The sequence below is a fragment of the Agromyces sp. Root81 genome (assembly GCF_001429165.1).
Lineage (GTDB): Bacteria > Actinomycetota > Actinomycetes > Actinomycetales > Microbacteriaceae > Agromyces.
Window position 1 is genome coordinate 601,599 of record NZ_LMIR01000004.1, and the last position, 26,229, is coordinate 627,827.

At 70.8% G+C, this 26,229-nt stretch carries 30 protein-coding genes, 2 rRNA genes and 1 riboswitch; of the genes, 11 read left to right on the forward strand and 21 right to left on the reverse strand.

The genetic code is table 11. The annotated features are described in order from the left end of the window. Window positions 1-8: 8 nt before the first annotated feature. Genes ASE14_RS19670 through ASE14_RS19685 form a run of 4 tightly spaced genes read right to left on the reverse strand, consistent with a single transcriptional unit; the run spans window position 9 to window position 2,669 of the window. Window positions 9-974 carry an NAD(P)-dependent alcohol dehydrogenase gene (locus ASE14_RS19670; RefSeq protein WP_056659080.1) on the reverse strand — a complete coding sequence of 322 codons (966 nt, stop codon included), beginning with the start codon at window positions 972-974 and terminating at the stop codon, window positions 9-11. Then, complete coding sequence (locus ASE14_RS19675; protein WP_056659084.1) at window positions 971-1,996, reverse strand: NAD(P)-dependent alcohol dehydrogenase; 1,026 nt, start codon at window positions 1,994-1,996, stop codon at window positions 971-973. Before ASE14_RS19675 ends, ASE14_RS19670 begins: the two co-directional genes overlap by 4 nt. Next, on the reverse strand, window positions 1,993-2,244 hold the full coding sequence (locus tag ASE14_RS19680) for a helix-turn-helix transcriptional regulator (RefSeq protein ID WP_056659087.1): 252 nt from the start codon (window positions 2,242-2,244) through the stop codon (window positions 1,993-1,995). The genes ASE14_RS19675 and ASE14_RS19680 overlap by 4 nt, the downstream gene beginning before the upstream one ends. After that, window positions 2,238-2,669, reverse strand: coding sequence for a hypothetical protein (locus ASE14_RS19685; protein ID WP_056659424.1), 432 nt, complete (start codon window positions 2,667-2,669; stop codon window positions 2,238-2,240). Before ASE14_RS19685 ends, ASE14_RS19680 begins: the two co-directional genes overlap by 7 nt. 191 nt (window positions 2,670-2,860) lie before the next feature. On the opposite strand from ASE14_RS19685, the gene ASE14_RS19690 reads away from it, so the two are divergent. Next, window positions 2,861-4,027: a low temperature requirement protein A gene (locus ASE14_RS19690; protein WP_082601086.1), complete on the forward strand. Its 1,167-nt coding sequence runs from the start codon at window positions 2,861-2,863 to the stop codon at window positions 4,025-4,027. Here ASE14_RS19690 and ASE14_RS19695 read toward each other — a convergent pair. Then, window positions 4,024-4,350, reverse strand: a complete 327-nt coding sequence (locus tag ASE14_RS19695; protein ID WP_056659093.1) for a multidrug efflux SMR transporter — start codon at window positions 4,348-4,350, stop codon at window positions 4,024-4,026. The two genes, ASE14_RS19690 and ASE14_RS19695, sit on opposite strands and share 4 nt — an antisense overlap. 13 nt (window positions 4,351-4,363) lie before the next feature. Then, window positions 4,364-4,428: riboswitch (guanidine-III (ykkC-III) riboswitch) on the reverse strand. Between the two features lie 79 nt (window positions 4,429-4,507). Then, window positions 4,508-4,807, reverse strand: a complete 300-nt coding sequence (locus ASE14_RS19700) for an antibiotic biosynthesis monooxygenase (protein WP_056659427.1) — start codon at window positions 4,805-4,807, stop codon at window positions 4,508-4,510. Window positions 4,808-4,935: 128 nt separating this feature from the next. Between ASE14_RS19700 and ASE14_RS19705 the strand changes: the two genes are divergently transcribed. From ASE14_RS19705 to ASE14_RS20740, 4 genes are all read left to right on the forward strand, one after another. Beyond that, window positions 4,936-6,231 (forward strand): O-acetylhomoserine aminocarboxypropyltransferase/cysteine synthase family protein, encoded by a 1,296-nt coding sequence (locus ASE14_RS19705; protein ID WP_056659096.1) that lies wholly within the window; start codon window positions 4,936-4,938, stop codon window positions 6,229-6,231. 131 nt (window positions 6,232-6,362) lie between these two features. Next, a complete protein-coding gene (locus ASE14_RS19710) occupies window positions 6,363-6,881 on the forward strand; it encodes a CoA-binding protein (protein WP_369816517.1) in 519 nt (172 codons plus the stop codon). Window positions 6,882-7,017: 136 nt separating this feature from the next. Beyond that, window positions 7,018-7,488 carry a hypothetical protein gene (locus ASE14_RS19715; RefSeq protein ID WP_157373099.1) on the forward strand — a complete coding sequence of 157 codons (471 nt, stop codon included), beginning with the start codon at window positions 7,018-7,020 and terminating at the stop codon, window positions 7,486-7,488. A gap of 42 nt (window positions 7,489-7,530) precedes the next feature. Next, window positions 7,531-8,428, forward strand: a protein-coding gene (locus ASE14_RS20740; RefSeq protein ID WP_157373100.1) for an IS5 family transposase whose coding sequence is annotated in 2 segments (ribosomal slippage) — window positions 7,531-7,881 and window positions 7,883-8,428 — 897 coding nt in all. Because the reading frame shifts where the segments join, the coding sequence is not laid out codon by codon here. Here the strand turns inward: ASE14_RS20740 and ASE14_RS19730 are convergent. Genes ASE14_RS19730 through ASE14_RS19745 form a run of 4 tightly spaced genes read right to left on the reverse strand, consistent with a single transcriptional unit; the run spans window position 8,425 to window position 10,953 of the window. Beyond that, complete coding sequence (locus tag ASE14_RS19730; RefSeq protein WP_056659104.1) at window positions 8,425-9,270, reverse strand: ABC transporter permease; 846 nt, start codon at window positions 9,268-9,270, stop codon at window positions 8,425-8,427. The two genes, ASE14_RS20740 and ASE14_RS19730, sit on opposite strands and share 4 nt — an antisense overlap. Next, the gene (locus ASE14_RS19735) at window positions 9,267-10,196 is read right to left on the reverse strand and encodes an ABC transporter ATP-binding protein (protein ID WP_157373101.1); all 930 of its coding nucleotides are present in this window, start codon (window positions 10,194-10,196) and stop codon (window positions 9,267-9,269) included. Before ASE14_RS19735 ends, ASE14_RS19730 begins: the two co-directional genes overlap by 4 nt. Window positions 10,197-10,232: 36 nt before the next feature. Next, entirely contained in the window at window positions 10,233-10,724 is a 492-nt protein-coding gene (locus ASE14_RS19740) for a Clp protease N-terminal domain-containing protein (RefSeq protein ID WP_056659110.1), read from the reverse strand. Then, window positions 10,717-10,953, reverse strand: a complete 237-nt coding sequence (locus ASE14_RS19745; protein WP_056659112.1) for a hypothetical protein — start codon at window positions 10,951-10,953, stop codon at window positions 10,717-10,719. The genes ASE14_RS19740 and ASE14_RS19745 overlap by 8 nt, the downstream gene beginning before the upstream one ends. 123 nt (window positions 10,954-11,076) lie before the next feature. On the opposite strand from ASE14_RS19745, the gene ASE14_RS19750 reads away from it, so the two are divergent. Further along, the gene (locus ASE14_RS19750; protein ID WP_056659115.1) at window positions 11,077-11,514 is read left to right on the forward strand and encodes a GNAT family N-acetyltransferase; all 438 of its coding nucleotides are present in this window, start codon (window positions 11,077-11,079) and stop codon (window positions 11,512-11,514) included. Window positions 11,515-11,550: 36 nt separating this feature from the next. Here ASE14_RS19750 and ASE14_RS20220 read toward each other — a convergent pair whose 3' ends face one another. Continuing rightward, window positions 11,551-12,603, reverse strand: a complete 1,053-nt coding sequence (locus ASE14_RS20220; protein ID WP_082601089.1) for a GNAT family N-acetyltransferase — start codon at window positions 12,601-12,603, stop codon at window positions 11,551-11,553. Window positions 12,604-12,776: 173 nt separating this feature from the next. Between ASE14_RS20220 and ASE14_RS19760 the strand changes: the two genes are divergently transcribed. Together ASE14_RS19760 and ASE14_RS19765 are read left to right on the forward strand one after the other, a co-directional pair. Further along, window positions 12,777-14,150: an L-serine ammonia-lyase gene (locus ASE14_RS19760; protein ID WP_056659118.1), complete on the forward strand. Its 1,374-nt coding sequence runs from the start codon at window positions 12,777-12,779 to the stop codon at window positions 14,148-14,150. Between the two features lie 74 nt (window positions 14,151-14,224). Beyond that, window positions 14,225-14,422, forward strand: a complete 198-nt coding sequence (locus ASE14_RS19765) for a hypothetical protein (protein WP_056659120.1) — start codon at window positions 14,225-14,227, stop codon at window positions 14,420-14,422. A gap of 83 nt (window positions 14,423-14,505) precedes the next feature. Here the strand turns inward: ASE14_RS19765 and ASE14_RS19770 are convergent, their stop codons facing one another. Beyond that, window positions 14,506-15,024 carry a rhodanese-like domain-containing protein gene (locus ASE14_RS19770; protein ID WP_056659123.1) on the reverse strand — a complete coding sequence of 173 codons (519 nt, stop codon included), beginning with the start codon at window positions 15,022-15,024 and terminating at the stop codon, window positions 14,506-14,508. 128 nt (window positions 15,025-15,152) lie between these two features. Here ASE14_RS19770 and ASE14_RS19775 point away from each other — a divergent pair, with 128 nt between their 5' ends. After that, window positions 15,153-16,814 carry a sodium:proton antiporter gene (locus ASE14_RS19775; protein WP_056659126.1) on the forward strand — a complete coding sequence of 554 codons (1,662 nt, stop codon included), beginning with the start codon at window positions 15,153-15,155 and terminating at the stop codon, window positions 16,812-16,814. Between the two features lie 16 nt (window positions 16,815-16,830). Here ASE14_RS19775 and ASE14_RS19780 read toward each other — a convergent pair whose 3' ends face one another. Both ASE14_RS19780 and ASE14_RS19785 read right to left on the reverse strand, forming a co-directional pair. Beyond that, the gene (locus tag ASE14_RS19780) at window positions 16,831-18,105 is read right to left on the reverse strand and encodes a M18 family aminopeptidase (protein WP_056659129.1); all 1,275 of its coding nucleotides are present in this window, start codon (window positions 18,103-18,105) and stop codon (window positions 16,831-16,833) included. A 27-nt stretch (window positions 18,106-18,132) separates the two neighbouring features. Continuing rightward, window positions 18,133-19,065: a J domain-containing protein gene (locus ASE14_RS19785; protein ID WP_056659132.1), complete on the reverse strand. Its 933-nt coding sequence runs from the start codon at window positions 19,063-19,065 to the stop codon at window positions 18,133-18,135. A 220-nt stretch (window positions 19,066-19,285) separates the two neighbouring features. Here ASE14_RS19785 and ASE14_RS19790 point away from each other — a divergent pair, with 220 nt between their 5' ends. After that, window positions 19,286-19,714, forward strand: coding sequence for a DUF1761 domain-containing protein (locus ASE14_RS19790; protein ID WP_056659136.1), 429 nt, complete (start codon window positions 19,286-19,288; stop codon window positions 19,712-19,714). Between the two features lie 12 nt (window positions 19,715-19,726). Here the strand turns inward: ASE14_RS19790 and ASE14_RS19795 are convergent, their stop codons facing one another. Then, entirely contained in the window at window positions 19,727-21,352 is a 1,626-nt protein-coding gene (locus tag ASE14_RS19795) for a methyltransferase (RefSeq protein WP_369816515.1), read from the reverse strand. Between the two features lie 60 nt (window positions 21,353-21,412). Continuing rightward, window positions 21,413-21,997, reverse strand: coding sequence for an alpha/beta hydrolase (locus tag ASE14_RS19800; protein WP_056659139.1), 585 nt, complete (start codon window positions 21,995-21,997; stop codon window positions 21,413-21,415). Window positions 21,998-22,208: 211 nt separating this feature from the next. On the opposite strand from ASE14_RS19800, the gene ASE14_RS19805 reads away from it, so the two are divergent. After that, window positions 22,209-22,541, forward strand: a complete 333-nt coding sequence (locus ASE14_RS19805; protein ID WP_056659141.1) for a hypothetical protein — start codon at window positions 22,209-22,211, stop codon at window positions 22,539-22,541. Here ASE14_RS19805 and pnuC read toward each other — a convergent pair. The 5 genes from pnuC to ASE14_RS19830 form a co-directional block, all read right to left on the reverse strand. Then, entirely contained in the window at window positions 22,492-23,175 is a 684-nt protein-coding gene (pnuC, locus tag ASE14_RS19810; RefSeq protein ID WP_056659145.1) for a nicotinamide riboside transporter PnuC, read from the reverse strand. The two genes, ASE14_RS19805 and pnuC, sit on opposite strands and share 50 nt — an antisense overlap. Continuing rightward, on the reverse strand, window positions 23,172-23,588 hold the full coding sequence (locus ASE14_RS19815; protein ID WP_056659148.1) for a DUF3054 domain-containing protein: 417 nt from the start codon (window positions 23,586-23,588) through the stop codon (window positions 23,172-23,174). The genes pnuC and ASE14_RS19815 overlap by 4 nt, the downstream gene beginning before the upstream one ends. A gap of 54 nt (window positions 23,589-23,642) precedes the next feature. Then, a complete protein-coding gene (locus ASE14_RS19820; RefSeq protein WP_056659151.1) occupies window positions 23,643-25,532 on the reverse strand; it encodes a thioredoxin domain-containing protein in 1,890 nt (629 codons plus the stop codon). A 169-nt stretch (window positions 25,533-25,701) separates the two neighbouring features. After that, window positions 25,702-25,818 (reverse strand): 5S ribosomal RNA (rrf, locus tag ASE14_RS19825). A gap of 220 nt (window positions 25,819-26,038) precedes the next feature. Continuing rightward, window positions 26,039-26,229, reverse strand: a 23S ribosomal RNA gene (locus ASE14_RS19830); the annotation flags it as partial.

A 26,229-nucleotide genomic window follows, 5' to 3' on the forward strand; every position in this document is an offset into this window, starting at 1 on the left:
ATCCTCGCTCACACGGCGATGACCACCTTGCCCCGCACTTCGCCCGACTCGAGCCTTGCGACCGCCGCTGCGGCCTCGTCGAGCGGGTACACCCGGTCGACGACGGGCCGCACCTCCCCCGCGTCGATCCGGCGGGCGAGCTCGGCGAGGTCGTCGCCGCTGCGCACCGCGGCGAGCGGGCGGAGTCGTTGCGAGACGAACGGCGAGGTCGCGGATGCCGCGGCCATCCGCCGCATCGGGCCGAGCACCGTGCCCCCTCGCCCCGACGACAGCACGAGCGTGCCCCGGCGGGTGAGCGAGCGGCGCACCCGACCGAGCGGGTGGTCGGCGACCAGGTCGAACACGACGTCGTACCGGCCCTCGGTGTCGGTGAAGTCCTCGCGGGTGTGGTCGATCACGTGATCGGCGCCGATGGCCAGCACGTGCTCGGCCTTGGTGCCGCGGCAGACGCCCGTCACCTCGGCGCCCATGGCCTTCGCGAGCTGCACGGCGAAGCCGCCGACGCCGCCCGAGGCGCCGTTGACGAGCACGTGCTGCCCCGCCGTCACGCCGGCGAGACGCAGGCCCTGCAGCGCCGTCGTCCCCGAGACCACGACGGCCGCGGCGTGCACCGCGTCGACCGACGTCGGCCGGGCGGCGACGAAACGCTCGGGCACCGCGACGAGTTCGGCGAATCCGCCCTGGTCGGACTCCGCGTACACGGCGTCGCCGACGTCGAACCGCGTGACGCCCGGCCCCACCGCGACGACCTCGCCCGCGACATCCCGGCCGATGATCGGGCGCTTCGGTCGCCGCAGGCCGTACGCGAGGCGCACCGCCCGCGGCTCGCCGCGCATCAGCAGCACGTCGCCCATGCTGACGGCCACTGCGGCGACCCGGATGAGCACCTCGCCGCGAGCCGGCTCGGGCGGGTCGACCTCGGCGAGCGCGAGCGTCTCGGGCCCGCCGTAGCGGTGCTGCACGATCGCCCTCATGAACCGGCCTGCTTCAGCGACGGAGACGATGCCGGAGCCGCCACCGGTGACACCGCGACCACGACGCTGCCGACCTTGTGCCCGGTGTCGACGCGTCGGTGCGCCTCGGCGATGTCGCCGAAGGCGACGACGCGATCGACGACCGGCACGAACTCCCCCGCCTCGATGAGTTCGACGAGCAGGGCGAGCTCCGCCGCCTTGAGACGGATGTCGCGGAGCCCCGTGAAGGCGATCGCCGCCCGCCGCCCGCGGCTGAACCAGCGCGTGAGCGGCCACTGCACCATGATCGCGGCCGTCGGCACCGTGGTGAGGTAGACGCCGTGCGGCGTGAGTGCGCGGCGGACGGCGCCGAACGATCGCTTGCCGACCGCGTCGAAGACCACGTCGTAGGCACCTCGGGCCTCGGTGAAGTCGTCGCGCGTGTAGTCGATCACGCGGTCGGCCCCGAGCGACGTGACGAGTGGCGCGTTCGCTGCGCTGCACACGCCGACCACCGTCGCCCCGAAGTGCTTCGCGAGCTGCACCGCCCCCGAGCCCACAGTGCCGGACGCCCCGTTGACGAGCACGACCTGGCCGGGGGCCACCTCTGCGAGATCGCGGAGGAAGGGCAGCGCGGTGAGGAACCCGTCGACGGTCGCGACCGCCTCGGCTGCGTCGAGCCCGTCGGGGATGTGCGCGATCGGTGCGTCCTCGTCGATGGTCACGAGTTCGGCATGCGCGCCCATGGCGGGCGCGAGGGTGCCGAACACCCGGTCGCCCGGCGCGAATCGGGTCACTCCGCCGCCGACGCGTTCGACCACGCCGGCGAAGTCGGAGCCGAGCACCGGGTGCTTCGGCTTCGTGAGTCCGAAGAAGAGGCGGGCGAAGCGCGGGGTGCCGCTGCGCCCGGCGCTGTCGGAGGGACCGACCGTGCTCGCCTCGACCCGCACGAGCACTTCGGTCGCGCCGACCACTGGATCGTGGGTTTCCCGCAGGTGCAACACCTCGGGCGGACCGTACCGTTCGTAGACTGCGATTCTCATGATGCCGACTCCTCCGAGTCCGTTGCCGCGTCGTGCTCGGGGTACTGGAAGACGTCGTCGAGCGGTACCCCGAAGATCCGCGCGATCTGGAACGCCATCTCAAGCGACGGCGAGTAACGGCCCTGCTCGATGGCGATGACGGTCTGCCGGGTCACCCCGAGGCGCTTGGCGAGCTCGGCCTGCGTCATCTCGCCCGCCCGGAACCGCAGCGAGCGGATGTCGTTGGTGACCTTCGTCGGCTTCACCACGTCGGCACTCCCCTGCGGTAGGCCACGAGCTTCGTGATGCTCGAGACGATCGCCGAGAGCACGAAGCAGAGGTAGACCGTGTTCGCGATCCAGAAGCCGTCGACGTCGAACATCGCCAGCAGGAGCGCGCCGAGCGCGCCGGCCACGACGAACGAGCTGCCGACGCGTTCGCCGAGTCGGTCGATCTCCTTGTCGCGGATGTCGCCGCGGGTGCTCTCGCTCGGCGACAGGATCTCGACGAGGATGCGTCCCACGATCGACGCCACGATCGCGCCGCCGATCACCCAGAGCATGGCCGGCACGTAGTCGACCTGCCCGGCCGGCGTGCCGCCCAGCAGCTCGGGCAGCATGAGCGACAGGTACACCGTGCTCCCCACGACGGCGACCACGAGGTAGACCCACGTGCCCTTCTCCTCGTACGACATCACGGTCTCCCTCTCTCGTTCCGGCTGGTGGTCCATCGCCCGACGCAGGTCGACGGACGCTCCGATGTCAAAGATTGTTTACGCCTTCAATGTAAAGCTCAGACGACATGATGTCAATGTTTCTTGACATGTTCGCTTGAGCTGCCGACGAGTGCTGGCGGAATCGCCCGCCACCCCGCCACACTGTCTCCATGATTCGGGCACATGCCGCACCGGCTCCGGCGCCACCGGCCAGGGTGACCACGTTCGAGCTGTTCTTCGACCTGGTGTTCGTCCTGACGATCACGAGGCTCACCGGGGTGCTCCACCACGAGCCCGACGTCATCGGCCTCCTGACGGTCTTCCTGATCCTCGCCAACATCTGGTGGATGTACTCGGGCTACAGCTGGCTCACGAGCCACACCGCCACCTCGTCACTCGGGCGACGCGCGCTCCTGTTCGTCGCCATGGGCGGATTCCTCGTCATGGCGATCGCGACACCCGACGCCTTCGGCGACGACGGACTCGCGTTCGGCCTCGCGTACCTCGTCGTCGTCATCGTGCACCTGGGCATGTTCGGGCGCGTGTTCGAACACGGCGCCGTGCGGGAGATGCTGCAGATCGCGCCGTACAACCTCGGCTCCGCCGCACTCCTGATCATCGCCGGGTTCGTCGAGGGCGCCGCGGACTGGTGGCTCTGGGGCGCCGCAGCGGCACTGCACGTCGTGCTGCTCGAAGTCGGCCGGTACCGCAGCTTCTCGCTGCCGCAGGCGCACTACGTCGAACGCAACGGAGTGGTGCTCATCGTCGCGCTCGGCGAGTCCATGGTGTCGCTCGGCCTCGGACTCGGCGACGAGGTGCTGACCCTGCCGGTGCTCGCCGCCGCCGTGCTCAGCCTCGCACTCGCCGCGGCCCTCTGGTCGCTGTACTTCGTCGACACCGACGCCGCTGCCGAACGCTCGCTCGAATCGGCACCTCGCGAATCGGTCCTCCGGATCGCGGGCCTCGCCTTCTCCTACGCGTTCGTGCCCCTGCTGGGCGGCATCGTCATGATCTCCTCCGGGCTGACCGAGGTGCTCGCGCATCCGCTCGAACCGCTCGCGACCGCGAGCGCCGCCTTCATCGGCGGCGGCGCGGCGCTCTACGTGCTCGGCATCGCCGCCTTCCGCCAGGCGATCGGGGCTGCGGGCGCCGCCGTCTGGCTGGCCTCCGCCTTCGCCGCCATCGCGTGCATCGGCACCGTCTGGCTCGGCACGGCGACGACGGCGATCGCGGAAGTCGCCGTGGTCATCGGCATCCTGTTCGCGCTCGTCGCCGTCGCTCACCGCCGCTCCCGACACCTGGAAGCGGCGACGGCCCGGGCGGTCGACGGGAACTAGTGGCTGCCGCCGTCGACGAACTTGAGGCCGACGACGCAGCCGACGAGACCGACCAGCAGGGCGATCTTCACCCACGAGACTTCAGCGTCGCCCGTGACCATCGCCCAGACGACCGTGAGCGACACGCCGATGCCGACCCAGACCGCGTAGGCGGTGCCGGTCGGGATGTCGCGCATCGCCCAGGCGAGTCCGCTCATCGAGAGCGCGAGCGCGCCGAAGAAGACGACCGACGGCCAGAGCTTCGTGAAGCCCTCGGACTTGCCGAGTGCGGTGGCCCAGACGGCTTCGAGCACGCCGGACACGATGAGGATGACCCAAGCCATGACTGTTCACTCCTGTGGCCAGTCTTGTCGCGTTCCGGGTACTGATCCCTCGTCCGGGGCCGCAGTCGGCGGCCTGGTCATGATCGTAGCAACGCGGACTGGGCAGGCCCTGTGCAGCCGGCCGAGCGGATGCCGCGGCGCGCGCCACTCGCTCGGATCAGCCTGCTCGCGCGACCTCGGCGAAGTGCTCGACGACCGGGAAGGGCTCGTAGAACCGGTGCAGCAGCTCGCGCCAGCGGGCGTACTCGGGCGAACCGCGGAACCCGACCTCGTGCGCCTCGACGCTCTCCCAGTGCACGAGCAGCAGGTATTCGTTCGGCGTCTCGATGGAGCGGGAGAGGCGCAGGTCGATGAAGCCGGGCATGCTCGCGATGATCGCCTTCGCCTCGGCGAACGCGGCTTCGAAGGCGGCCTCGCGACCTGGGACGACGGGCAGCAGCGCGTGCTCGAGGATCATGCCCGCCACGGTAGCGCACGCCCCGACCTCTGCGGAGGTCGGTGGGTCGGGCACCCGGCCCGCGGCATCCGTTGCCCTGCGTTACGCCGCCGAGCTGCCCCCGCGGCGGCCCGCAGTAGCGTTGCCGCATGGCAGACCGCGAATACGGCTTCAAGACCCGCGCCATCCACGCGGGCAACATCCCCGACCAGGTGACGGGCGCCCGTGCGCTGCCGATCTACCAGTCGAGCGCGTTCGTCTTCGACGACACCGCCGACGCGGCTGCACGGTTCGCCCTGCAGAAGTACGGCAACATCTACTCGCGCCTCGCGAACCCCACCGTCGCGAGCTTCGAGGAGCGCGTCGCGAGCCTCGAGGGCGGCCTCGGCGCCGTCGCGACCGCCTCCGGGCTCAGCGCGCAGTACATCACCTTCGCGAGCCTCGCCGGCACCGGCGACCACATCGTCGCCTCGGCGAACCTCTACGGCGGCTCGATCACCCAGCTGGATGTCACGCTGCGCCGCTTCGGCATCGAGACGACGTTCGTGCAGTCCGCCGACGCCGCCGACTACGCCGCCGCGATCACCGACAAGACCAAGGCCCTCTTCGTCGAGACCATCGCGAACCCCTCGGGCGAGATCGCCGACCTCGAGGCGCTCGCCGACGTCGCGCACGCCCACGGCATCCCGTTCATCGTCGACTCGACGATCGCAACCCCCTACCTGAACCGCCCGATCGAGTGGGGCGCCGACATCGTCACGCACTCCGCCACGAAGTTCCTCGGCGGCCACGGCACCACGCTCGGCGGCGTCGTCGTCGAGTCCGGCCGCTTCGACTGGCACTCCGACAAGTTCCCGCTCTTCGGCCAGCCCGTTCCGAGCTACGGCGGCCTCCAGTGGTCGGGCAACTTCGGCGAGTACGCGTTCCTCACGCGGCTCCGCGCCGAGCAGCTGCGCGATATCGGACCGGCGCTCGCCCCGCACTCGGCGTTCCTGCTCGCCCAGGGCGTCGAGACGCTGCCGTACCGCATCCAGGCGCACATCGACAACGCTCGTGCCGTCGCCGATTGGCTCGACACCGACCCGCGCATCGAGCGGGTGCTCTGGGCGGGCCTGCCCGACCACCCGCACCACGACCGCGCGCTGAAGTACCTGCCGAAGGGCCCAGGCTCGGTGTTCAGCTTCGAGGTGAAGGGCGGCCGCTCCGTCGGCCAGGCGCTCATCGAGAACGTCGACCTCGCCAGCCACCTCGCCAACATCGGCGACGCCAAGACGCTCATCATCCACCCCGCCTCGACGACGCACGCGCAGCTCAGCGAGCAGCAGCTCGTCGACGCCGGCGTGCTGCCGGGGGTTGTGCGACTGTCGGTGGGCATCGAGGATGTTGAGGACATCATCGACGACCTCGACCAGGCCCTCACGATCGCGACGGGAGCAGCACGATGACGACGAATGCCACGAGCACGGCGGTGCTGAGCGACGCGACAGCGCTGAGCGAGACGGATGGCGCGGCATCCGCTGCCCTCGAAGCCGGCGACCTCGAGACCGTGCGTCTCGTCAACGGCCTCTCGTGCGAGCTGCCGGCGAGCTCACCGCTCGCGAAGCTGCTGAAGTCGCAGCGCACGTGGACGGGCCCCGACGCGAAGCAGCGACTCAAGATACTGAACGCGGCGAAGTCGGTCGCGATCGTCGGTGCTTCGCCGAAGCCCCAGCGCTCGAGTTTCTTCGTCGGCACCTACCTGCAGCAGTCGAGCGACTACCGCCTGTACTTCGTGAACCCCATGGAGACCGAGATCCTCGGAGAGCCCGCCTACGCGAGCCTCGCCGACCTGCCCGAGGTGCCCGACATCGTCGTGGTGTTCCGCCGCGGCTCCGACATCCCGCAGGTCGTCGACGAGGTGCTGGCCTCGGGCGCGAAGACGATCTGGGTGCAGCTCGGCATCTGGAACGAGGTGGCCGCGTACTCCGGCGAGGAGCAGGGGCTCACCGTCGTCATGGACCGCTGCATCAAGGTCGAGCACGCCCGCTTCCACGGCGGCCTGCACCTGCTGGGCTTCGACACCGGTCAGATCACGGCGCGCAAGACCGTGCGCTGACGGCGGCGGGTCGGGACCTAGGGCATGTCTGACAAGTGCTTTGCCCAGACAATGCCGGCGTGGAGGACGGCGGCCGCATCCGGTTGGTCTCCTGCCATGCACCGGGGCCTTCATTGGCCGTGCTTTACTTTCGCCTGTGGACACACCTGAACTTGCCGCCCTGGTCCCAGGCTTCATGGCTCGGCATCCGGGGCAAGAGTGGACGCTGACGTCGGGGAAGGGCGCGGGCGAGGACCTCGTAGTCACCCTGTCTCCTGCGACCGCCCCTGAGCGGATTGCGACAGTCCGGGTCTACGCGGGGGCCGAGGTCTTTCTCTTCGACTTCTCCGGTCACAGCAGCGCCGACTTTGCATACGACGACGAAGATCGCCCCGCAACCCTTCAGGAGCGAATCGACATCGCAGTTGCGGCCACGCTCGGGCCTACGCGGGTCACCCTGGATTTTGACCGGGACGTCATCGTCGCATCCACTCTCGTGATCGACCCAGACGGACAAAGCCCACGCGAGTACAGCTTCTCCTGGCCCCTCCGGCGACTCAAGGCGCGCGTCAGGGGCCGTCGGATCAGTCGCCAGGTCATCGACCTTCCTGCGGCTGGTGGCATCTAGGGCAGGTCTAACAAGCGGGCCGGCTTCTGGGATCCTTTCGGGGTGTCGCGGTTTCAGTTGCTCTCGGATGCTCAGTGGTCGTTAATCGAGGGGATGCTGCCGAGGCCGACCGGCCGCAAGGGTCGCCCGTTCTCGGATGCGCGCACCATGATCGAGGCAATTGCCGACCGGTATTGGTGCGGGATCGCCTGGCGGGATCTGCCTGAGGTATTCGGGCCGTGGCAGACGGTGTGGACCTGGCATCGTCGCCTCGCTGCCGACGGCACCTGGGACCGGATCCACGCCCGCCTCTTGGCAGCCGCCGATGTCCTCGGCGCGGTGGACTGGGCTGTGTCCGCCGACTCGACGATCGCGCGCGCCCATCAGCACGCGACCAATGTGACGCGCCTCACAGGGGGCTGGGTCGAACTACAAGAATCCGCTGGTCGAGCCGCCTGATCACGCCGTCGGACGTTCCCGCGGCGGGCTGTCCACCAAGATCCATCAGCTCGTCGACGGGCGCGGTCTGCCGTTGGTGATCGCCTGCACGCCGGGGCGGGCCGGGGACTCGCCGATGCTGCTGCCGATGCTCGGGCAGCTGCGCGTCGAACGGGTCGGGCCCGGCCGGCCACGGGTGCGTCCGGACGCGCTGCGTGCCGACAAGGCGTACTCGTCACGGGCGATCCGCGCCCACTTGCGGGAGCACGGCATCGTCGCGGTGATCCCCGAGCCTGCCGACCAGCAAGGCCACCGGAAACGCCGCGGCTCACGCGGCGGACGCCCGCCGGCCTTCGACGCCGACGAATACCGCGGCCGCAACGTCATCGAACGCCGCTTCTGCCACCTCAAGCAATGGCGCGGGCTGGCCACCCGGTACGACAAGCTCGCCATCACCTACCGCGCCGCCGCCGTCCTCCACGCGGTCATCGCCTGGGCGAAGCACTTGTCAGACACGCCCTAGCCGACCCGTTGCAGTGCCTTCTCACGACGCTCGGCGACCCTCGATCCCGACTCCCGTCGCGCCATCCGCCGCAGCACGACGGGTGCGAGCACGAGTCCGACGATCGCCCATGCGCCCAGCACCGCCGCCGTCTCGAGCTGGCGCCATGATTCACCGATCTCGACGACGACCGCGTCGTCGGGAAGGAACGACGCGCGCATGCCGAGGCCGAGCCAGTAGATCGGGAAGACCTGGGCGATCCACTGCAGCCATTCGGGCAGGCCGGTGATCGGGGCGAAGATGCCCGAGATCGCGATCAGCCCGAGGACGGGCAGGGAGAGGTATCCCGCGCCGCGCGGCGTCGCGACCAGCGAACCGAGGATCGCACCGATGGTCTGGGTCGCGACGAGCCCCAGCACCAGCACCCACGCGAAGGTGATCCACGACTGCGGGTCGGCGACGTCGAGACCGTCGACGAGGAACACGCCGGGGATCAGGATGATCGCGAGATACGCGAGGATCGTCGCCGAGATCTGCACGAGCTTGCCGACGAGGTAGGCGCGGATCCCGTTCGGCGTCGCCTTGGCACGCAGAAGCGTGCCGTCTTCGCGATCGGCCGCGAGCTGCTGCACGACGAGGAGCAGACCCAACGCGACGAACATGCCGAGCGTGCCGGGAAGGATGATCGTGCCCAGCGTGAGCCCGGTGGTTCCGATCGCCATGTCGCGGAGGAAGAACACGGCCACCAGCGTGGCCACCGGCCAGAGCAGCTGGTTCACGAGTTCCGTGCCCGTGAACGCCTGCCGGAGCTCGATGAGCCCCCGCCCGATGCCGGCGCGGAGGGCATGGGTGACGGCGGTCATCGGGATGCCCCGTTCGGTTCGGGTTCGACCTCGGCGGCCTCGGTGCCGTCCGACTCGGCGTTCCTCACGAGCGTCAGGTAGGTCTCCTCGAGCGACGCGCGGCGGAGTTCGAGTTCGCGGATGTCCTCCCCTTCGCGTGCGAACAGCTCTCGCGCGAACGCGGTCGAGTCCGGAACGTACCGCACGAGATGCTCCCCTCCCTGCACCCAGCGGACTTCATCGTGGCCGACGATCTTCCGCGCGAGTTGTTCGGAGGTGCCATCGGCGACGATGCGCCCGCCGGTGAGGATGACGATCCGGTCGGCGAGCTTCTCCGCCTCGTCGAGGTCGTGGGTCGTGATGAGCACCGTGGACTCGAGGTCATCGCGAATCCGCCTGACCAGCGCGTGGAAGTCGCGCCGCGCCTTCGGATCGAGGCCGGTCGTCGGTTCGTCGAGGAAGACCAGCTCGGGTCGGCCGACGAGCCCGATCGCGACGTCGAGTCGTCGCCGCTGACCGCCCGAGAGCGTCGAGATCGGCTTGCCGGCCTGCTCGGTCAGTCCGACCGCTGCGAGCAGGTCGTCGACCTCCCACGGACGGCGGATCCGCGCCGTCGAATAGGGCTCGTAGAGCGACCCCTGGAATGCGAGGAGTTCCCGCACGCGCCACTTGGGGTGGTCACGCCACGACTGCAGCACGATTCCGATCCGTGCACGCCACTCCTCGGTGCCGTGGGCCGGATCGGCTCCGAGGACCGCCACCCGTCCGGCCGACCGCATCCGGAAGCCCTCGAGGATCTCGATCGTCGAGGTCTTGCCCGCACCGTTCGGGCCGAGCAGCGCGAGCATCTCGCCCTGGCGCACCTGGAACGACACGTCGTGCAGGACATCGGTCGTGCCGTATCGCATTCGAAGCCCCTCGACCTCGATCGCGAGGTGGTCCGTCATCGCCATCGCATCCTCCAGCTGTCGGCTCGGTCGTCGTCAGAGCCGCTCGATGGCGGCGATGAGCGCCTGCCGGTCGACACCTGCGAACGCGAGCGCACGAGGCACCGTGCCGAGCTCTGCGCGCAGGATGCCCACGAGCGCATCGGCGACGGCGAGGCGTTCGCGCTCCGCGCGAGGCCGGCCGCGGTGCGCCCCGAAGTCGGCACGCCGCAGCGCCTCGCGCACCGTCGCCCCCCAGCTCGGCCGTGACTTGCGCGTGGCGGCGAGCCGTTCCTCGGCGACGGGCTCGATGCCCGCTGCGCGCAGCGAGCGTTCGCGTTCACCGCGAAGCGCGGCGTCGACGCCGTCGTGATCGAGGCCGAACTCGGCGAGCGTGCGCCCCGCGATGTCGTGACCGGCCGAGATCGCGAGCAGCAGGTGCTCGGCCTCGACGCTCGATGCGCCGCGACCGATCGCCTCGTCGATCGAGCTGACGATGACCTCCTTCAGCGTCGGGTCGAGTGCCGTGTCGTCAAGTCGGTCAGGCATTGCGCCTCCTCAGTTCGATGCCGGCGAGTTCGAGCCGCCGGTGGTGCTTCTTGTGCACGGCCTGCCGGGTGACGCCGAGCGCCTCGGCGACCTGCGTCCAGCTCCAGCCGGCGCGCATCGCACGCTCGACGGTGGCGTCTTCGAGACGGTCGGCCAGCTCGCGCAGGGCGACGACGGCGGCGAGGTCGTCGGCCTCGGCTCCGGTGGGATCCGGGATGTGCGGGGTCATGTAAGCAACCTAAGTTGCTTCGCTCACATTGTCAACCCAAGTTGCTCATCGCGACTCGCGGAACGGGCCACGGACCTCGAATTGGCCGTTGCCCCACGCGTGCCAGTGCGGTTGCATCGAGGAATGCCAGACTCCGCCGACTTCGAGTTCTCCGACGACCCCGCACGGCTCGACCTCGATCGGGTGCACACCTGGCTCGCCGACGAGTCGTACTGGGCGATGGGTCGCTCACGTGCGGCACTCGAGGCCGCGGTCGCCGGTTCGCGCAACTACGGCATCTACGACCGGGCGAGCGGCGCGCAGCTCGCCTACGCGCGGGTCATCACCGACGGCGTCACCTTCGCCTGGCTGTGCGACGTGTTCGTCGACAGCGAGGCGCGCGGCCGCGGCATCGGCGTGGCGCTCGTCGAGCAGATCATGGGCTCCCTCGAGCCCCTCGGCCTCCGGCGCATCGGCCTCACGACCGCCGACGCGCACAGCCTCTACGAGCGGTTCGGGTTCCGCTCGCTCGACCAGCCCGAACAGTGGATGTCACGCACGGGGCCGCTCACCACGGCCTGACGACGCCGGCGCCCGGGCCGCTCAGCTCGACGCGGCTCAGGCCGCACCGGACTCACGCCGGACGGCGTCGACGTCGGCGTCGCGCCCGTACGCGAGCATGAGGAAGCTCGTGCCGTCGGCGCGCTCGAAGGTGAACTCGCGCTCGTGCAGCCGGGCGAAGCCGAGGCGCTCGTACAGCCGCTGGGCCGCGACCATGTCGGGGCCGGTGTTCAGCACCACTCGATCGATGCCGCGCATGCGCGCGAGCCGCAGCACGTGCTCGACGAGCACCTCGCCGATGCCTCGACGCCGCGCCTCGGCCGCGACGCCGAGAAAGCGGAAGTCGAGTTCGCCGTCGCGTGCGAGCGGAGAGATCGCGGCGCCAGCCACGGGGGTGGACACGGTGCCGAGCAGCGCGCCGCTCGCGGCATCCGTCGCCACCCAGACCTGGTGATCGCGCGCCCGCTCGGCGACCGCGAGGATGTCGGCCCGGTAGGCCGCGTTCAGCTCGAAGTCGATCGCGTACGCGCGTTCGACGAGCTCGGCCACGGCCTCGGTCTCATCGGCGTGCATGAGGCGCACCCGCACGTCGGCGCGCTCCTGCAGGGCGAAGCGGTAGGCGAAGCCCACGACCTCGCCGAAGTGCTCGTCGCGCTCGGGCAGCCGTTCGAAGCCGAGCCGGGCGTAGAGCTCCTGCGCCCGCAGGTTGCGGTCGCCGGTGTCGAGTATCAGCGCTTCGGCACCCCACCCGGCGGCCTCCTCCATGCTCGCCCGCATGAGGGCTTCGCCCACGCCGGCGCCCTGGGCAGACGGATCGACGGCGACGAGCCGCACCTCGGCCTCGCCGGGCAGCGCCACGCGCGAATAGGGCGTCTCCGCGCGCAGCACGCTCGCCGTGCCCAGGAGCCACTCGCCGTCGACGGCGACGAGCACGGTGCCGGATGCCACGCGGCCCGCGACATCCCGCTCGAAGGCACGTCGCTCGGCGCTCACGGGCAGATGCCCGTAGGGGCCCGCCGCGAAGGCCTGCGCGATGAGGGCGGGTTCGGCGGCGGCTTCGGCGTCGCTGATCGGACGGATGACGAAGGAGGCGTTGACGGTCTGCATCATCGTCCAGCCTACGAGCCGCGCACCGTGTCCCGGCGGCGCTGCCCGCACCCGGAATGGGCCGCGTGCGCGAACACCCCCGATCGCGCGGCGAACGAGCGCGGCATTCGCCGCACGCGCATGATTCTGCGAGTCGGTGCCACAACGCTGCGCGCCGCTCCGCGTACGCTTGAAGCGTGACAGCGTTCGTCTCAGCCCTCGATCTCTTCTCGATCGGGATCGGCCCCTCGAGTTCGCACACCGTCGGTCCGATGCGGGCGGCGCGTGCCTTCGCCGAGCGACTCGCGAGCGAGGGCCTGCTCGACCGGGTGACCCGCATCACGTGCTCGCTCTACGGCTCGCTCGGCGCCACCGGTCTCGGTCATGGCACCCCCGACGCGGTCATCGCGGGCCTGGCGGGCCTCGAACCGCACGACTGCGATCCCGACGCCGTGCGCGGCGCCTGGTCGGTTCTCGGCGACGACGGCGCCGACGTGCTCATCGCCGGCACGCACTCGATACGGATGGCGCGCGGCGATGTCGCCCTCGTACCTCGCACGCGCCTGCCCGGCCACCCCAACGCGATGACGCTGCAGGCCTGGGGCGGCGACCCGCTCCCCCTCGCCGAAGACACGTACTACTCGGTCGGCGGCGGGTTCATCCGCCGCGAGGGCGAGACGGCGTCCGAGGCCGAGGCGCTGCGGCATCCGCTGCCGTACTCGACCGCCGATGAACTGCTCGCGCTCTGCGAGGAGCACGGCGTCTCGCTGTGCGACGTGGCGCGCCACAATGAGGTCGCCGTCCACGGCGAGCAGGGCATCGACGACGGCCTCGACGCGATCTGGGCGGCGATGGCCGAGTGCGTCTCGAACGGCCTGTCGGCCGACGGCACGCTGCCCGGCGGCCTGCGCGTGAAGCGACGCGCCTCCCTGGTGCGACAGCGCCTCGAGGAGTACGACCGCGACGAGCATCTCCGCGACACCTCGACCGAGTGGCTGCAGGCGTTCGCGCTCGCGGTCAACGAGGAGAACGCCTCGGGCGGGCGGGTCGTCACCGCCCCGACGAACGGCGCGGCTGGCATCATCCCGGCGGTCGGCCACTACTACCTGAAATTCGTGCCCGGCGCGGATGCCGCCGGCATCCGCCGCTACCTGCTGACCGCCGCGGCCATCGCCTCGCTCGTCAAGAAGAACGCCTCGATCTCCGGGGCGGAGGGCGGCTGCCAGGCCGAGGTCGGCTCGGCGTGCGCGATGGCGGCCGGCGCGCTCTGCGCCGTGCTCGGCGGCACCCCGCGGCAGATCGAGAACGCCGCCGAGATCGCCATGGAGCACCACCTCGGCCTCACGTGCGATCCGGTGGGCGGTCTCGTGCAGGTGCCGTGCATCGAACGCAACGCGATCGCCTCGTCGACCGCCGTCTCCGCCGCGCGCCTGGCACTGCACGGCGACGGCACGCACGTGGTCTCGCTCGACACCGTCATCGAGACCATGCGGCAGACGGGCCTCGACATGATGACGAAGTACAAGGAGACGAGCGAGGGCGGACTCGCGGTCAACGTCGTCGAGTGCTGAGGGCCGGCTCGAACCGCTCGTGACCCCCGATCGGGACTCTCGCGCGACCCGCGACCGTCTGGCACGCTGTGCAGATGGACACCCCCGACCCGACCATCCCCGAGCTGTTCTGGGGCGCCGGCCTCATCGGCCTCGTCATCGGCCTCGCGATCTACCTCGCGGTGCTCGCCCTCATGCTCTGGATCGGCTACCTGATCATCAAGGCCGCCGTCCGCAACGGCCTACGGGAGCACACGCTCTGGCTCGAGAGCCGCCGAGGCCCGATGCGGTGACCCCGCGAGCGACCCGGTGCTGACGACCTCGGCGCCCGCCGGTGTCCCGGCCGGCGGACGCCGAGGTGCAGTGCGCCCCGGTGTCAGCAGGCGCAGCTGATGGCGTCGGCTGAGACGGCGCCGCCGCCGAGCCCTGCCTCGGCGATGTTCGTGAGCGGGTCGGGCGCGAGCTGCGCCGACCCGTCGGCGGTGTCGTAGGCGAAGCCCTCGCGCACCCAGTACTCGAACCCGCCGAGCATCTCCTTCACCGGGTGGCCGAGCAGCGCGAACGCGAGCGCGGCGCGCGTCGCCCCGTTGCATCCGGGCCCCCAGCAGTACACGACCACGGGCGTGCCCGCCGGAATCCGCGATGGGGCCTCGGCGGCGATGCGCCGCCCCGGCAGGTGGATGGCGCCCGGCACGTGGCCCTGCGCCCACGACGCGTCGCTGCGGGTGTCGACGAGCACGAACCCGCGGTCCGGTGCGGCGAGCGCGGCCGCGACATCCGACACGTCGGCCTCGAAGCCGAGGCGACCGCGGAAGTGCGCGACCGCCGCGTCGCGGTCGGCGACGTGCGCGAAGAAGTCGGATGCGGGCTGCGATGCGGTGGTCGTCTCGGTCATGCTCTTCACCCTGTCATCGGGCCGGCCGCGGCGGCAGGTGAAATCGCGCCGACGTCGCGCGACATCCCGCCACCGTGGCGGCGGCCGGGCCACTCGCACGCGAGCGTGGGCACGCCTACCCTGAGTCCATGCACCTCGGCGAGATCTTCCTGTTGCTCGGCGGTTCGCTCGCGATCACCGCGTTCGCCCGATGGCGCGGCTGGCCGGCACCGCTGCTCGTCATGGGGGTCGCCTTCGTCGTCTCGGTGGTGCCGGCGATCCCCGAGATCGACGTCGACGGCGAGCTCGTGCTGAGCCTCGTGCTGCCGCCGCTCCTGTACTCGGCCGCCCTCGACGTCACGTACCTGAACTTCCGGCGCAGCATCCGCCAGATCCGTCGTCTCGGCATCGGACTGCCGATCGCCACGGCCTTCGCGGTCGGCGCGGTGGTGTGGCTCATCGCCCCCTCGCTCGGCCTGCCGCTGGCGCTGCTGATCGGGGCCATCGTGGCACCGTCCGATGCCGTCTCCGCCGCCGCCGTCGGCCGCAGGCTCGGCCTGCCCCGGCGGGTCATGACGGTCATCTCGGGCGAGAGCCTCGTCAACGACGCGACCTCCATCACCCTGTTCCGCACCTTCGCGGCCATCGTCGCGGGGGCGACCGTCACCTGGCTCGACGGCATCGGCTCGTTCCTCGTCGCCGTCGCCGTCGGCACCGGCTTCGGGCTCGTCATCGGCTGGCTCGTGAACGTCGTGCGCTCGAGGCTCGACGACCCGGTCATCCTCGGCACCATCAGCCTGCTCGTGCCGTTCGCGGCCTACGCGATCGCGGAGCGGCTCGGCGGGTCGGGCGTGCTCGCGGTCGTCGCCGCCGGAATCCTGATCGGGTACAACGCCCCGAAGACGGGCTACGCCACACGCCAGCAGGAACGGCCGCTGTGGCAGTCGATCGACGTGCTGCTCGAGGGCCTCGTGTTCGCACTCATCGGGCTGCAGCTCAGCCCCGCCGTCATGGACGTGCTGTCGAGCCCGCTCGGGCTCGGGGTGAACGTCGGCCTCGCGCTCGCGGTGCTCGCGACCGTCATCGTCGTGCGCATCGGCTGGGTGTTCGGAGGCTATGCCGTGTCACGTCGCCTCGGCGAATGGCTGGCGCCCGTCTGGGCGCGGCGCGGGCGCCGATATCGCGTGGAGCCGAGGCTCGAGGCCAAGGAGCTCGCGGTCATCTCGTGGGCGGGCATGCGCGGTGTCGTCACCCTCGCCACGGCGACCGCGATCCCCACGATGGCCGATCCGACGGCGGGCAGCACGGTGTTCCTCATCGCGTTCGTCGTGACCATCGGCACGCTCCTGCTGCAGTCGACGACGCTGCCGACGCTGATCCGCCGGCTCGGGGTCGTGGCCGACGACGAGCGCGAGCAGGACCGCAAGGAGATCCAGGCGGTGCTGCGGCGCAGCGGCAAGGCGGGGCTCGCCTACATCGAGAGCCGGCGCGACGAGTGGCGCGCGCGCTTCGGCGCGGAGCACGCCGACAGCGTCATCGACCGCTTCGAGCAGCGCATCAGGGCGGATGCCGCGAAGAGCCGCCGGCTCGAGAGCGACGAGGAGTCCGCCGCCACGGTCTCGCCCGCCGAGTTCACCGAGCTCTCCCGCCAGTGGATCGCCGCCCGGCGCGCCGTCGTGCTCGAGGAGCGCGACGCCGGTCACCTGAACGAGGAGGTCATGCGCGAGCTGTTCTTCGCGCTCGACGCCGAAGAACTCGCACTGGACTCCCGCACCGCGGTGCGCTCGGACGCCCGCGGCGAAGTGGCGTGACGCCGGACCGGTGCCGCTAGGCCGCCGGCGAGAAGAAGGCGGTGACCGCGGCGCCGAGCGCCACGAGGTCGTCGACGTGCGCGAGCTCGCGCGCCGAGTGCATCGACAGCAGCGGCACGCCGACGTCGACGGTGCGGATGCCGAGGCGGGTCGCCGAGAGCGGGCCGATGGTCGACCCGCAGGGAATCGCGTTGTTCGACACGAACGGCTGGGTCGGCACGCCGGCCTGCGCGCAGACTCTGGTCCAGAAGCCCGCGCCCTCGGCGTCGCTCGCGTAGCGCTGGTTCGCGTTCAGCTTCAGCAGCGGGCCGCCGCCGAGCGCCGGCCGGTTCGCGGGATCGTGCCGGTCGGGGTAGTTCGGGTGCACGGCATGGCCGGCGTCGGAGGAGACGATCCAGGATGCCGCGTAGGCGCGTCGGCGCTCGACGTCGCCGGCACCGAGCCCGGCGCCGATGCGCACGAGCACATCGTCGAGGAACGGGCCGCTCGCCCCCGAGCGCGACTCGGAACCGAGCTCCTCGTGGTCGAACGCGGCGAGCACGCTGATGTGCGCGGCATCGCTCGGGGCCGCGAGCAGGGCGACGAGTCCGGCGTAGACCGAGCTCAGGTTGTCCATGCGCCCCGAGGCGAAGAGCGCGTCGTCGAGGCCGAACCGAGCGGGGGTCTGCGTATCGGCGACGAGCACGTCGTGGCCGACGACCTGCTCGGCCGTGACCCCCGCGGAAGCGGCGAGGACGCCCAGGATGTCACCGTCGGCGCCGGCGCCCCAGATCGGCTGCACGTGTCGCTGCTTGTCGAGGGTCAGCCCCTTGTTGACTTCGCGGTCGAGGTGGATCGCGAGCTGCGGGATGCGCAGCAAGGGACCGGTGCGCACGAGGTGCGTGGCGCCGTCGGCGGTGACGATGCGGCCGGCGAGCTCGAGTTCGCGGTCGAGCCACGAGTTCAGGAGCGGCCCGCCGTACACCTCGACGCCGGCCTGGAGCAGCCCCTCGGAGCTCGAGCTCGGGCGCGGCTTCAGCTTGAACGATGGCGAATCCGTGTGGGCGCCGAGGATGCGGAACGGCGTCGTGCCGTCGGCCGCCTCTGGCGCGACCCACGCGATGACCGCGCCGTCGCGCACGACCACGCGGCGACCGCCGGTGGCCGGCCACTCGGCGCGCTCATCGAGTCGCTCGAACCCCGCCTCCTCGAGTCGGCGGGCGACCTCGGCGGCGGCGTGGTACGACGACGGGGAGGCGCGGACGAAGTCGGCGAAGTCGGCGATGTAGGCGTCGGTGCTCGTTGCGGACATCCCCCCATCCAACACCGGTCGAGCGCGCTACGCGAACCGGACGACCGCCTGCAGGCGTGAACGCACTTCCATCACCTCGGTGCCGCCGAGGTGGGCCGACCCCGGCAGGCCTTCTCGCACCGCGCTCGCGAGGCGCGACCGGCGCACGAGCGCGACGACGGCGCCGCGATTGGTGCCGCCGAGTTCGAGCGATTCCTCGGCGTGCTCGTCGGGCACCACGATGACGAGCGCGGTCGGCTTGACCTTGGCCGCGCGGCCGATCGCCTTCGCCCGGGCCGCGAGGGCGCGCATCGGGCGTTCGCCGCCGAGCGCCTCGCCGACGAGCTCGCCCCGCTTCATGGCGACGGGTCCGCCCCAGTCCTCGGATTGGATCGCGAAGAGTCCGGTGGGACCGAGCACGAGGTGGTCGAGCTTCGGCGGCAGGCCGTGGCCCGCGGCATCCGTCGCCACGTCGTGCCACACGGTGTAGGCGATGCCGAGCGTCGACAGCGACCGGGCGCTCGCCTCCTCGGCGAGCGCGTCGGCGAGCACGTGACGGATGTCCCGCGGTGCACCGCGCACGAGCGCGGGATCATAGGGGTCGTCGAGGGCGACTCCGCGACCGACCCACTCGCGGATCAGTCCGAGGTAGCGTTCGCGCGAGAGGCCGCCGGGGTGGCCGTAGGTGCGGGCGAGCGGACGCGAGTCGCGACGGGGCCTCGGCGCGGCCGGGGCCCACGCCTCATGGCTCGGCGCCGCGGCGCCGCCTCGCGCTCCGCGGTCGAAGAGCGCCCGTGCATCGGGCGTGCCGACGAGCTCCCAGGCCAGCTGCACGGCGTGGAACCGCACGACGTCGCCGCCCGTGTCGGGATGCGCGCTCCGGAGCGCCCGCCGGTAGGCGAGCCGCAGGGTGGCGTCGTCCGCGTCGGACGCGACGCCGAGCACCTCGTACGGTGAGGAGGAGAGCGGACTGTCGGGCATGGGCTCGCTTTCGATGTGCGACCACGAGAATACCGCGGCGCGGCTGTACGCGGGTCTAGACTGCCGACCACAGGGGCCCGAGCGGGTCGCAGGAGAGGCAGAGATGCTGATCAACGTCGCGATCACAGGGGACTGTCGGGATGAACCGCAGGAGAGGCAGAGATGCTGATCAACGTCAAGATTTCAGGGACCGACCGCGTGACGGGCAGGAGAGGCTGAGATGCTGATCGACGTCAACTACTGGGCGGTCATCATCGCCACGCTGTCGACGATGCTCGTCGGGTCCATCTGGTACACGCCGAAGGTCTTCGGCAACTACTGGATGCGGGTCGCGAAGGTCGACGATTCGGGCGATCGCGGGGCGGTCGGTCCGATCCTCACGACGCTCATCGTGAGCTTCATCTCGGCGTGGGTGCTCGCGATCGCGACCCAGGTCGCGTGGACGGCGCTCAGCGGCAACTACCTGGTCATGGCGATCACGACGGGCCTCATGCTGTGGGCCGGGTTCACGGCCGCGCGCTTCATCACGCACGACGTGTTCGAGGGCCGGCCTGCCGGCCTGACCATCCTGAACATCGGGCACGAGTTCGTGACCGTCGTCGTGATGGCGGTCATCATCGGCGTCTGGCCGCCCGCCGGCACCGTCTGACCGCCGCTCGACTCAGTCGGCGAACCGCAGCATGCCGTCGTCGACGAGCGTGCGCACCGCCGGCAGCAACTCCGCCGCGAGCGCCGCTTCGTCGACCTCGAGCAGATGGGCGAGCGCCGCGACGATCGCACCGATCGAGAGCTCGCCGTCGCTTGCTCCGACGAGCGCCGCGAGCCCCGTGTCGAGGCTGATCGCGCGCCCGAACCCGCCGCCCTGCCGCAGCAGCATCGCCGTCGGATCGTCGTCGCCAGGCCAGTAGTGCCGTTCCTCCGTGACGTCGCCCGCGGTGGTGAAGCGGGCAGCGGCGAGCGCGGTGTCGTCGAGCGCCGCCTGGCGGTCGTGACCGTCGAGGCACTCGGCCAGGTGGCCGCCGAGCCCGGCGTCGTTCGAGCCGAGCGGCCCGTGCAGGCGTTCGAGCCGGGCGAGACCGGCGGCAGCGGCAGCGGCCGACGAGCGAGCGGATGCCGCGGCATCCGCTCGTCGCAGCAGCACGTAGCCGAAGCCCACCTGTTCGACGCCGCGCGCGGCGAAGTCGTCGAGCCAGGCGTCGTAGAGCCGGTCGAACTCGGGGGTGCCGGGTCGCGTGCCGCCGTCTCGGATCCACGTCTCGGCGTACTCGGCGACGTGCTGCACCTCTCGCTCGACGACCCAGTGCTCGAGCGCGGCGGCCCAGTCGCCGACCCGGTCGAGCCCGTCTTCACCGTCGCGGTACTCCCAGTTGCCGAGCAGCTGGGCGACACCGCCGGGCTCGAGGTGGTCGTGGGCATCGCGGACGACCGCCTCGACGAGCGCATCGCCCACCATGCCGCCGTCGCGATAGTCGTACTCGGGCACCCCGTCGAGACGCGGCGTGATGACGAAGGGCGGGTTCGAGACGATGCGGTCGAACCGCTCCCCCGCGACGGGCTCGAAGAGGCTGCCGAGCCGGAGTTCGACGCCGTCGATGCCGTTCAGCGCGAGGTTCAGCCGGGCGATCTCGAGTGCCCGCTCGGAGATGTCGGTCGCGACGATGTGCTCGGCGAACCGGGAGGCGTGCATCGCCTGGATGCCGCACCCCGTGCCGAGATCGAGCACCCGCTTCGCGGTCGTCGGCAGCATGAGCCCCGAGAGCGTCTTCGACGCACCGCCGACCCCGAGCACGTGGTGCTCGCCGAGCGCGTGCCCGAGGGCGAGTTCGCCGAGGTCGGAGATGATCCACCACTCCGCGCTGCCGCGGGCGTCGGTGAACGCGTACGGACGCAGGTCGAGGCGCGCCCGAACGGATGCCCGGTCGCCCGTGTCGCCCGCGCCCGCTGCGTCGCCCACGAGCCCGAGTTCGACCGCCCCGGCGAGGCCGAGGCCCGGGAGCGCTTCGGCGAGCTCGCCGCGCGGCACCGCGACGCCGAGCACGAAGAGCTCGGCGAGGGTCGCCAGTCCCGCGGATGTCCCGTGCTCGGCCCGTCGGGCGTCGAGCACCCGTCGCGCGGGGACTCGTTCGCCGCGGTGGAGCGCCGCGGCGGCGTCCTCTCCCCAGAGCGCGTCGAGGGCCGTGACCGAGAAGTCCGCGGCGACGAGATCGTCTCGGAGCCGGCCGAGCAGCTCGGCCGCGCGAGCCTCATCGGCGGCCGTCACGGGCGAGGGTTCGGGTTCGGTGCTCACCCGACCATTCAAGCGCACCGGTGCCGTGCTGCTCGTGCCGGCGGGCAGGAGGTCAGGAGGTCAGGAGGTCAGGAGGTCAGGAGGCCAGGAGGTCAGGAGGTCGAGCATCAGCGGGAACGGGCCGAAGCCGTCGTCGATCGTGAGGTGCCCGCCGCCCGGCACCGTGACGTGCTCCGCCCCGAGCGGTGCGGCGAACACGCGGCCCGCCCCCTCCGGGCAGTAGGGATCGGCATCGCCGGCCACTACGATCACCTGGTCGGCGGCGGCATGCACGGCATCGCCGTCGGCGGCGAACGACGTCAGCTCGGGGATTCCCCGGAGCACGGCGTCCGAGGCCGGTGCGACGAGCAGCAGACGCGCGGCCGCGGCATCCGTGCGCCCCGCTGCTGCGCGCCGTGCTGCGAACGCGAGCCAGGCCGCGCAGCCGAGGCTGTGGCAGACGACGGTCAGCGAACCGGGGTCGGTGCCGTCGAGTGCGGTCTCGATCGCCGCGATCCAGTCGTCGAGCACTGGCTCGTCGGGCTCGGGAAGCTGGGGATGGCGAACGGATGCTCCGCGCCCCTCGAGCTCGGACGCGAGCCACCGCTGCCAGTGCCCGTCGGGCCGCCGGTTCTGGTAGCCGTGCAGGATCAGGTACTGCGTCACTTCAGACTCCTCGTCAACTCGCCCAGCGGATCCGGCCGTCGTGCGCGTCCCGGCAGTGCGCACCATTCAAGCAGGTGACCCGGCGAATGGACGATGCCGGCCGTCATCGATTCGTCATCTGGCGTACACGTGGGATTGCGCTCTGTAACCCGCCCGTCACACGGTGCGTTTAGCGTTGATTACGATCAAGAAGAGTCGAGGGGAGGCGCGCATGGCAGAGTCGACGACACTGGAGCGGTTGCGTCAAGACGCACGCGACGAGCTCTCGGCGCTCATCGAACTCCGATGCCGCCTCGGCGAAGACCCGTGGGTGTTCCTGCCCGACCTGCCGTCGGTCGACGAACAGGTCGTCGCGACGCTGCGTGAAGATCGCATGCACTCCGAGCGCTGGCGCAGCGCGCGAGCGCGCGCCTACCACCCCGCCGCTCGCGAGGGCGACGTTCAGAAGTTCGAGTACGAACTGCTGCGCGAGATCGCCCTCGAGCACCCCGAGCTCAGCTCGGCGGTGTGGTTGGTGCTCGACCGGGTGCCGTCGCGCTGGTGACCCGCTGCACGCGCATCCAGGTGATGAAGCCGAAGATCGTGAAGAGCCCGTAGAAGACGTAGAGCAGGGCCGAGGCGTAGTAGCCCGCGCTGATGAGCAGCGGCACACCGACGATGTCGACGGCGACCCAGATCAGCCAGAACTCCGTCCACCCCTTCGCCATGCCCCAGGTGGCGAGCAGTGATCCCATGAAGATCCATGCGTCGGCCCAGACCGGCTCGAACGAGCCGAGCGCCCGGAAGATCGGCGTCAGCACGAGCGTGCCGCCGACGAGTGCGACCCCGAGCAGGATGCGCGCCCGTGCGCTCGCCCATCGAGGCTCGACCGCGCTGTCGCTGACCTGCTTGTGCCGGCTCCAGCGCACCCAGCCGTAGATCGACACGGCGATGAACATGAGCTGCCGCCCGGCCTGGCCGAGCAGGTTCACGGGGTTGGGGGTCTCGAAGAGGGCGCCCATGAAGACCGTGAAGAGCAGCGCGTTGCCGACGATGCCGACGGGCCACGCCCAGACCTTGCGCCGGAGGCCGCCGAGCGCGCTCGCCAGTCCGAACGCGTTGCCGACGATCTCGCGCCAGAGGATGACCTGGTCGCCGATCACGAGCTGGGCGTCGAAGAGCCACTCGATCGGGTTCATGCCGGATCGCTTCGCGCGGCGTCTGCGGTGCGGGCGCGGGTTCGGGTCACGAGCAGCGCGCTGAGCCGCCATCCGAGCAGGAACGCGGCGAGCGTCAGCGTCGCGACGACGATGAAGGCGAACTGCGTGCCCTGCCCGCTCACGACGCGCAGCAGCATGCCGCCGATCACGGTCACCGCCCAGACGATGACGCCGGTCGGCCAGACGGCGAGCGGATGCCGCCACGCCCGCGCCGCGAGCCAGCCCACCACGAGGGCGGCGAGGAACGGCCACGCGGTGACCACGATGCCGGCGAGATCGAGCCCCTCCGCGTGGCTGCGCCGACCGATCAGCACGAAGACGACGACGAGCACCGCGTCGAGGATCGCCGCAGTCGCGATCATGCCGGTCCGGGGGTTCACGGGCTGCGTCATGCTCTCATCGTACGGATCGCGGAGTTGTCATGCGCACCGCGGTGCGACCCGCTCTCACTCCCGCAGCCCGAGGGCGCCGAGCATCGATGCGTCCTCGACCGGCAGGGCGCAGACGAACGCCTCACAGCGATAGGCGGCCGCCGCGCCGGACCGCGACGTGCGCGCCTCGAACAGCGAGAATCCCGACGCGGCGAACTCACGCGCCTGCCGCTCGTCGACGATCAGGGCGACGGATGCCTCGTGCATCCGCGTTGCGGCGAGGAGCGCCGTCTCGGTGCTGCCGGTGCCCGCCTCGGCGTCGCGCTCGACGACGACGGTCACGAGCTGCACCACCGGCGCCGCGAGCCGGGCCATCAGGGCGAGCGCGCCACCGAACGCGAGCGGCCGCGACAGTGCGATCCCGGCAACCGAGCTCATCGCCTGCTCAGCGGCGACCCGGTACCCGTCGCCGGCTCCGAGCACGTACAACCGCCACGCGGCATCCGCGCACGCCGTGAGCCCCGACGGGGCAGCACCCTCAGCCGGATCGTCGGGCAGCTCGAGACCGCGGGCGCTCAGCACGGGATCCGCCCCGCCCGGCGCCGCGAACGGGAGGCCGTCATCGCTCGCGGCCGCCATCGCCGCATCGACGAGGCGCCTGGCCGCGACCGCGTAACCTGGCTCGCCGGTCACGGCGGCGAGTTCGAGCAGACCGCAGGCGAACATGCCCGTGTCCTCGAGCGTCGCGACGGCCGGCGAGGCCCGGCCGTCGAGCGACGCTCGCACGAGGCCGCCGTCGGAGCGGACATGCGATGCCAGCAGCAGTTCGGCGCTGCGCCGGGCGGCGTCGACCGACCGCACGTCGTTCCGCACGAAACCGTGCCTGGCCAGGGCACCGATCGCGAGGCCGTTCCAGCCGGTGAGCACCTTCTCGTCGAGCGCCGGCGAGGCGAGGAGTGCGCGCCCCCCTGCGTCCTGTCGGTAGTAGCCGCCCTCGCTCCGTTCGCCGTCGATCACGCTCTCCGAATCCTGGGCGCTCGCGAAGCCGCCGCTCGGCAGCTGCAACCGGTTGATCAGGAATCGGGCGATCCCGTCGGCGATCGACACCGTGTGCTCGTCGTCCGGTCGCGCTCGCCCGAGCTCCGTCGCGACCCGGAGGAGGAGCGCATTGTCGGTGAGCATGCGCTCGTAGTGCGGCTCGGTCCAGTCGGCCTGCGTGGCGTAGCGGAAGAATCCGCCGTCGACCGGGTCGTGCAGCGGCGAAGCGCCCATGAGTCTCACGGTGCGCGCGGCGAGCGACCGGCCGGGCTCGCCCGCTTCGACCAGGAATTCGAGCACCGGCGCGACCGGGAACTTCGGGGCACCGCCGAACCCGCCATGACGGTGATCCTCCTGTTCGGCGAGCGAACCGACGGCCGCCTGCAGCAGGTCGCCTCCTGGGAGCGCACCTTCCGTCTCCACAGCGGATGCCGCGGCCAGGGCTTCGGCCACCGCCGCCGCGGTCTCGTCGAGCTGCGGTCGGCGCTCCCGCCAGGCCCCGGCGACGGCAGCGAGCACCTGGCCGAACGCGGGAACGCCGCGCGTCTCCCGCGGAGGGAAGTACGTGCCCGCGTAGAATGCCCGGCCTTCCGGTGTGGCGAAGACGGTGAGCGGCCACCCGAGCTCTCGGGTGAAGGCCGAAGCGGCCGCGAGGTAGCTCGCATCGACGTCGGGATGCTCTTCCCGATCCACTTTGATCGCGACGAACTCCCGGTTCATCAGGGACGCGACCACCGGGTCACTGAAGCTCTCCCGCGCCATCACGTGGCACCAGTGGCACGTGGCATAGCCGATCGAGATGAGCACTGGCACATCCCGGTCCTCGGCAGCGGCGAAGGCCTCCTCGCCCCAGGGGTACCAGTCCACCGGGTTCCCCGCGTGGGCACGCAGGTACGGGCTCATGGCTTCGGCGAGACGACTGCCCATGCATCTCAGACTAGTGATCTCGGCCGATTCGTCCCCGGAAACGTGAAAAGGCCGCCCGGTGGGCGGCCTTTTGTGTTTCGTGTGTACTGCGTGTGGGTGCTGGTGGGCGGCGGGGGCGTGTTAAACCAAAGAGAGCCGCCCAACCTTGGGCGGCTCTCTTCGAAATTATGTCCGGCGGTGTCCTACTCTCCCACAGGGTCTCCCCTGCAGTACCATCGGCGCTGCGAGTCTTAGCTTCCGGGTTCGGAATGTGTCCGGGCGTTTCCCTCGCGCTATGGCCGCCGAAACTCTTGCCACACCTCGCCCGCCAACACGYGGGTTGGGGTGGGTGTGTGGTCTCGGTGACCGCACCACGAACACCCGAAACGGGGTGTGTGGTGCGGGTTCAACTGTGTTGAATTGTGTTGGGTTTCCGTCTGAAGGGAACCACAGAGTGGACGCGAGCGTATCTTTGGCCACTCACACGGCCTTTTCATGAACATKTTCAAACGTGTGTGAGTGTAGTGATTATCAAGTTATCGGCTTATTAGTACCGGTCAGCTCCGACAGTCGTTAGTCCTGTCTTCCACATCCGGCCTATCAACCCAGTCGTCTGGCTGGGAGCCTCTCCCCCGAAGGGATGGAAATCTCATCTCGAGGCCGGCTTCCCGCTTAGATGCTTTCAGCGGTTATCCATTCCGAACGTAGCTAACCAGCG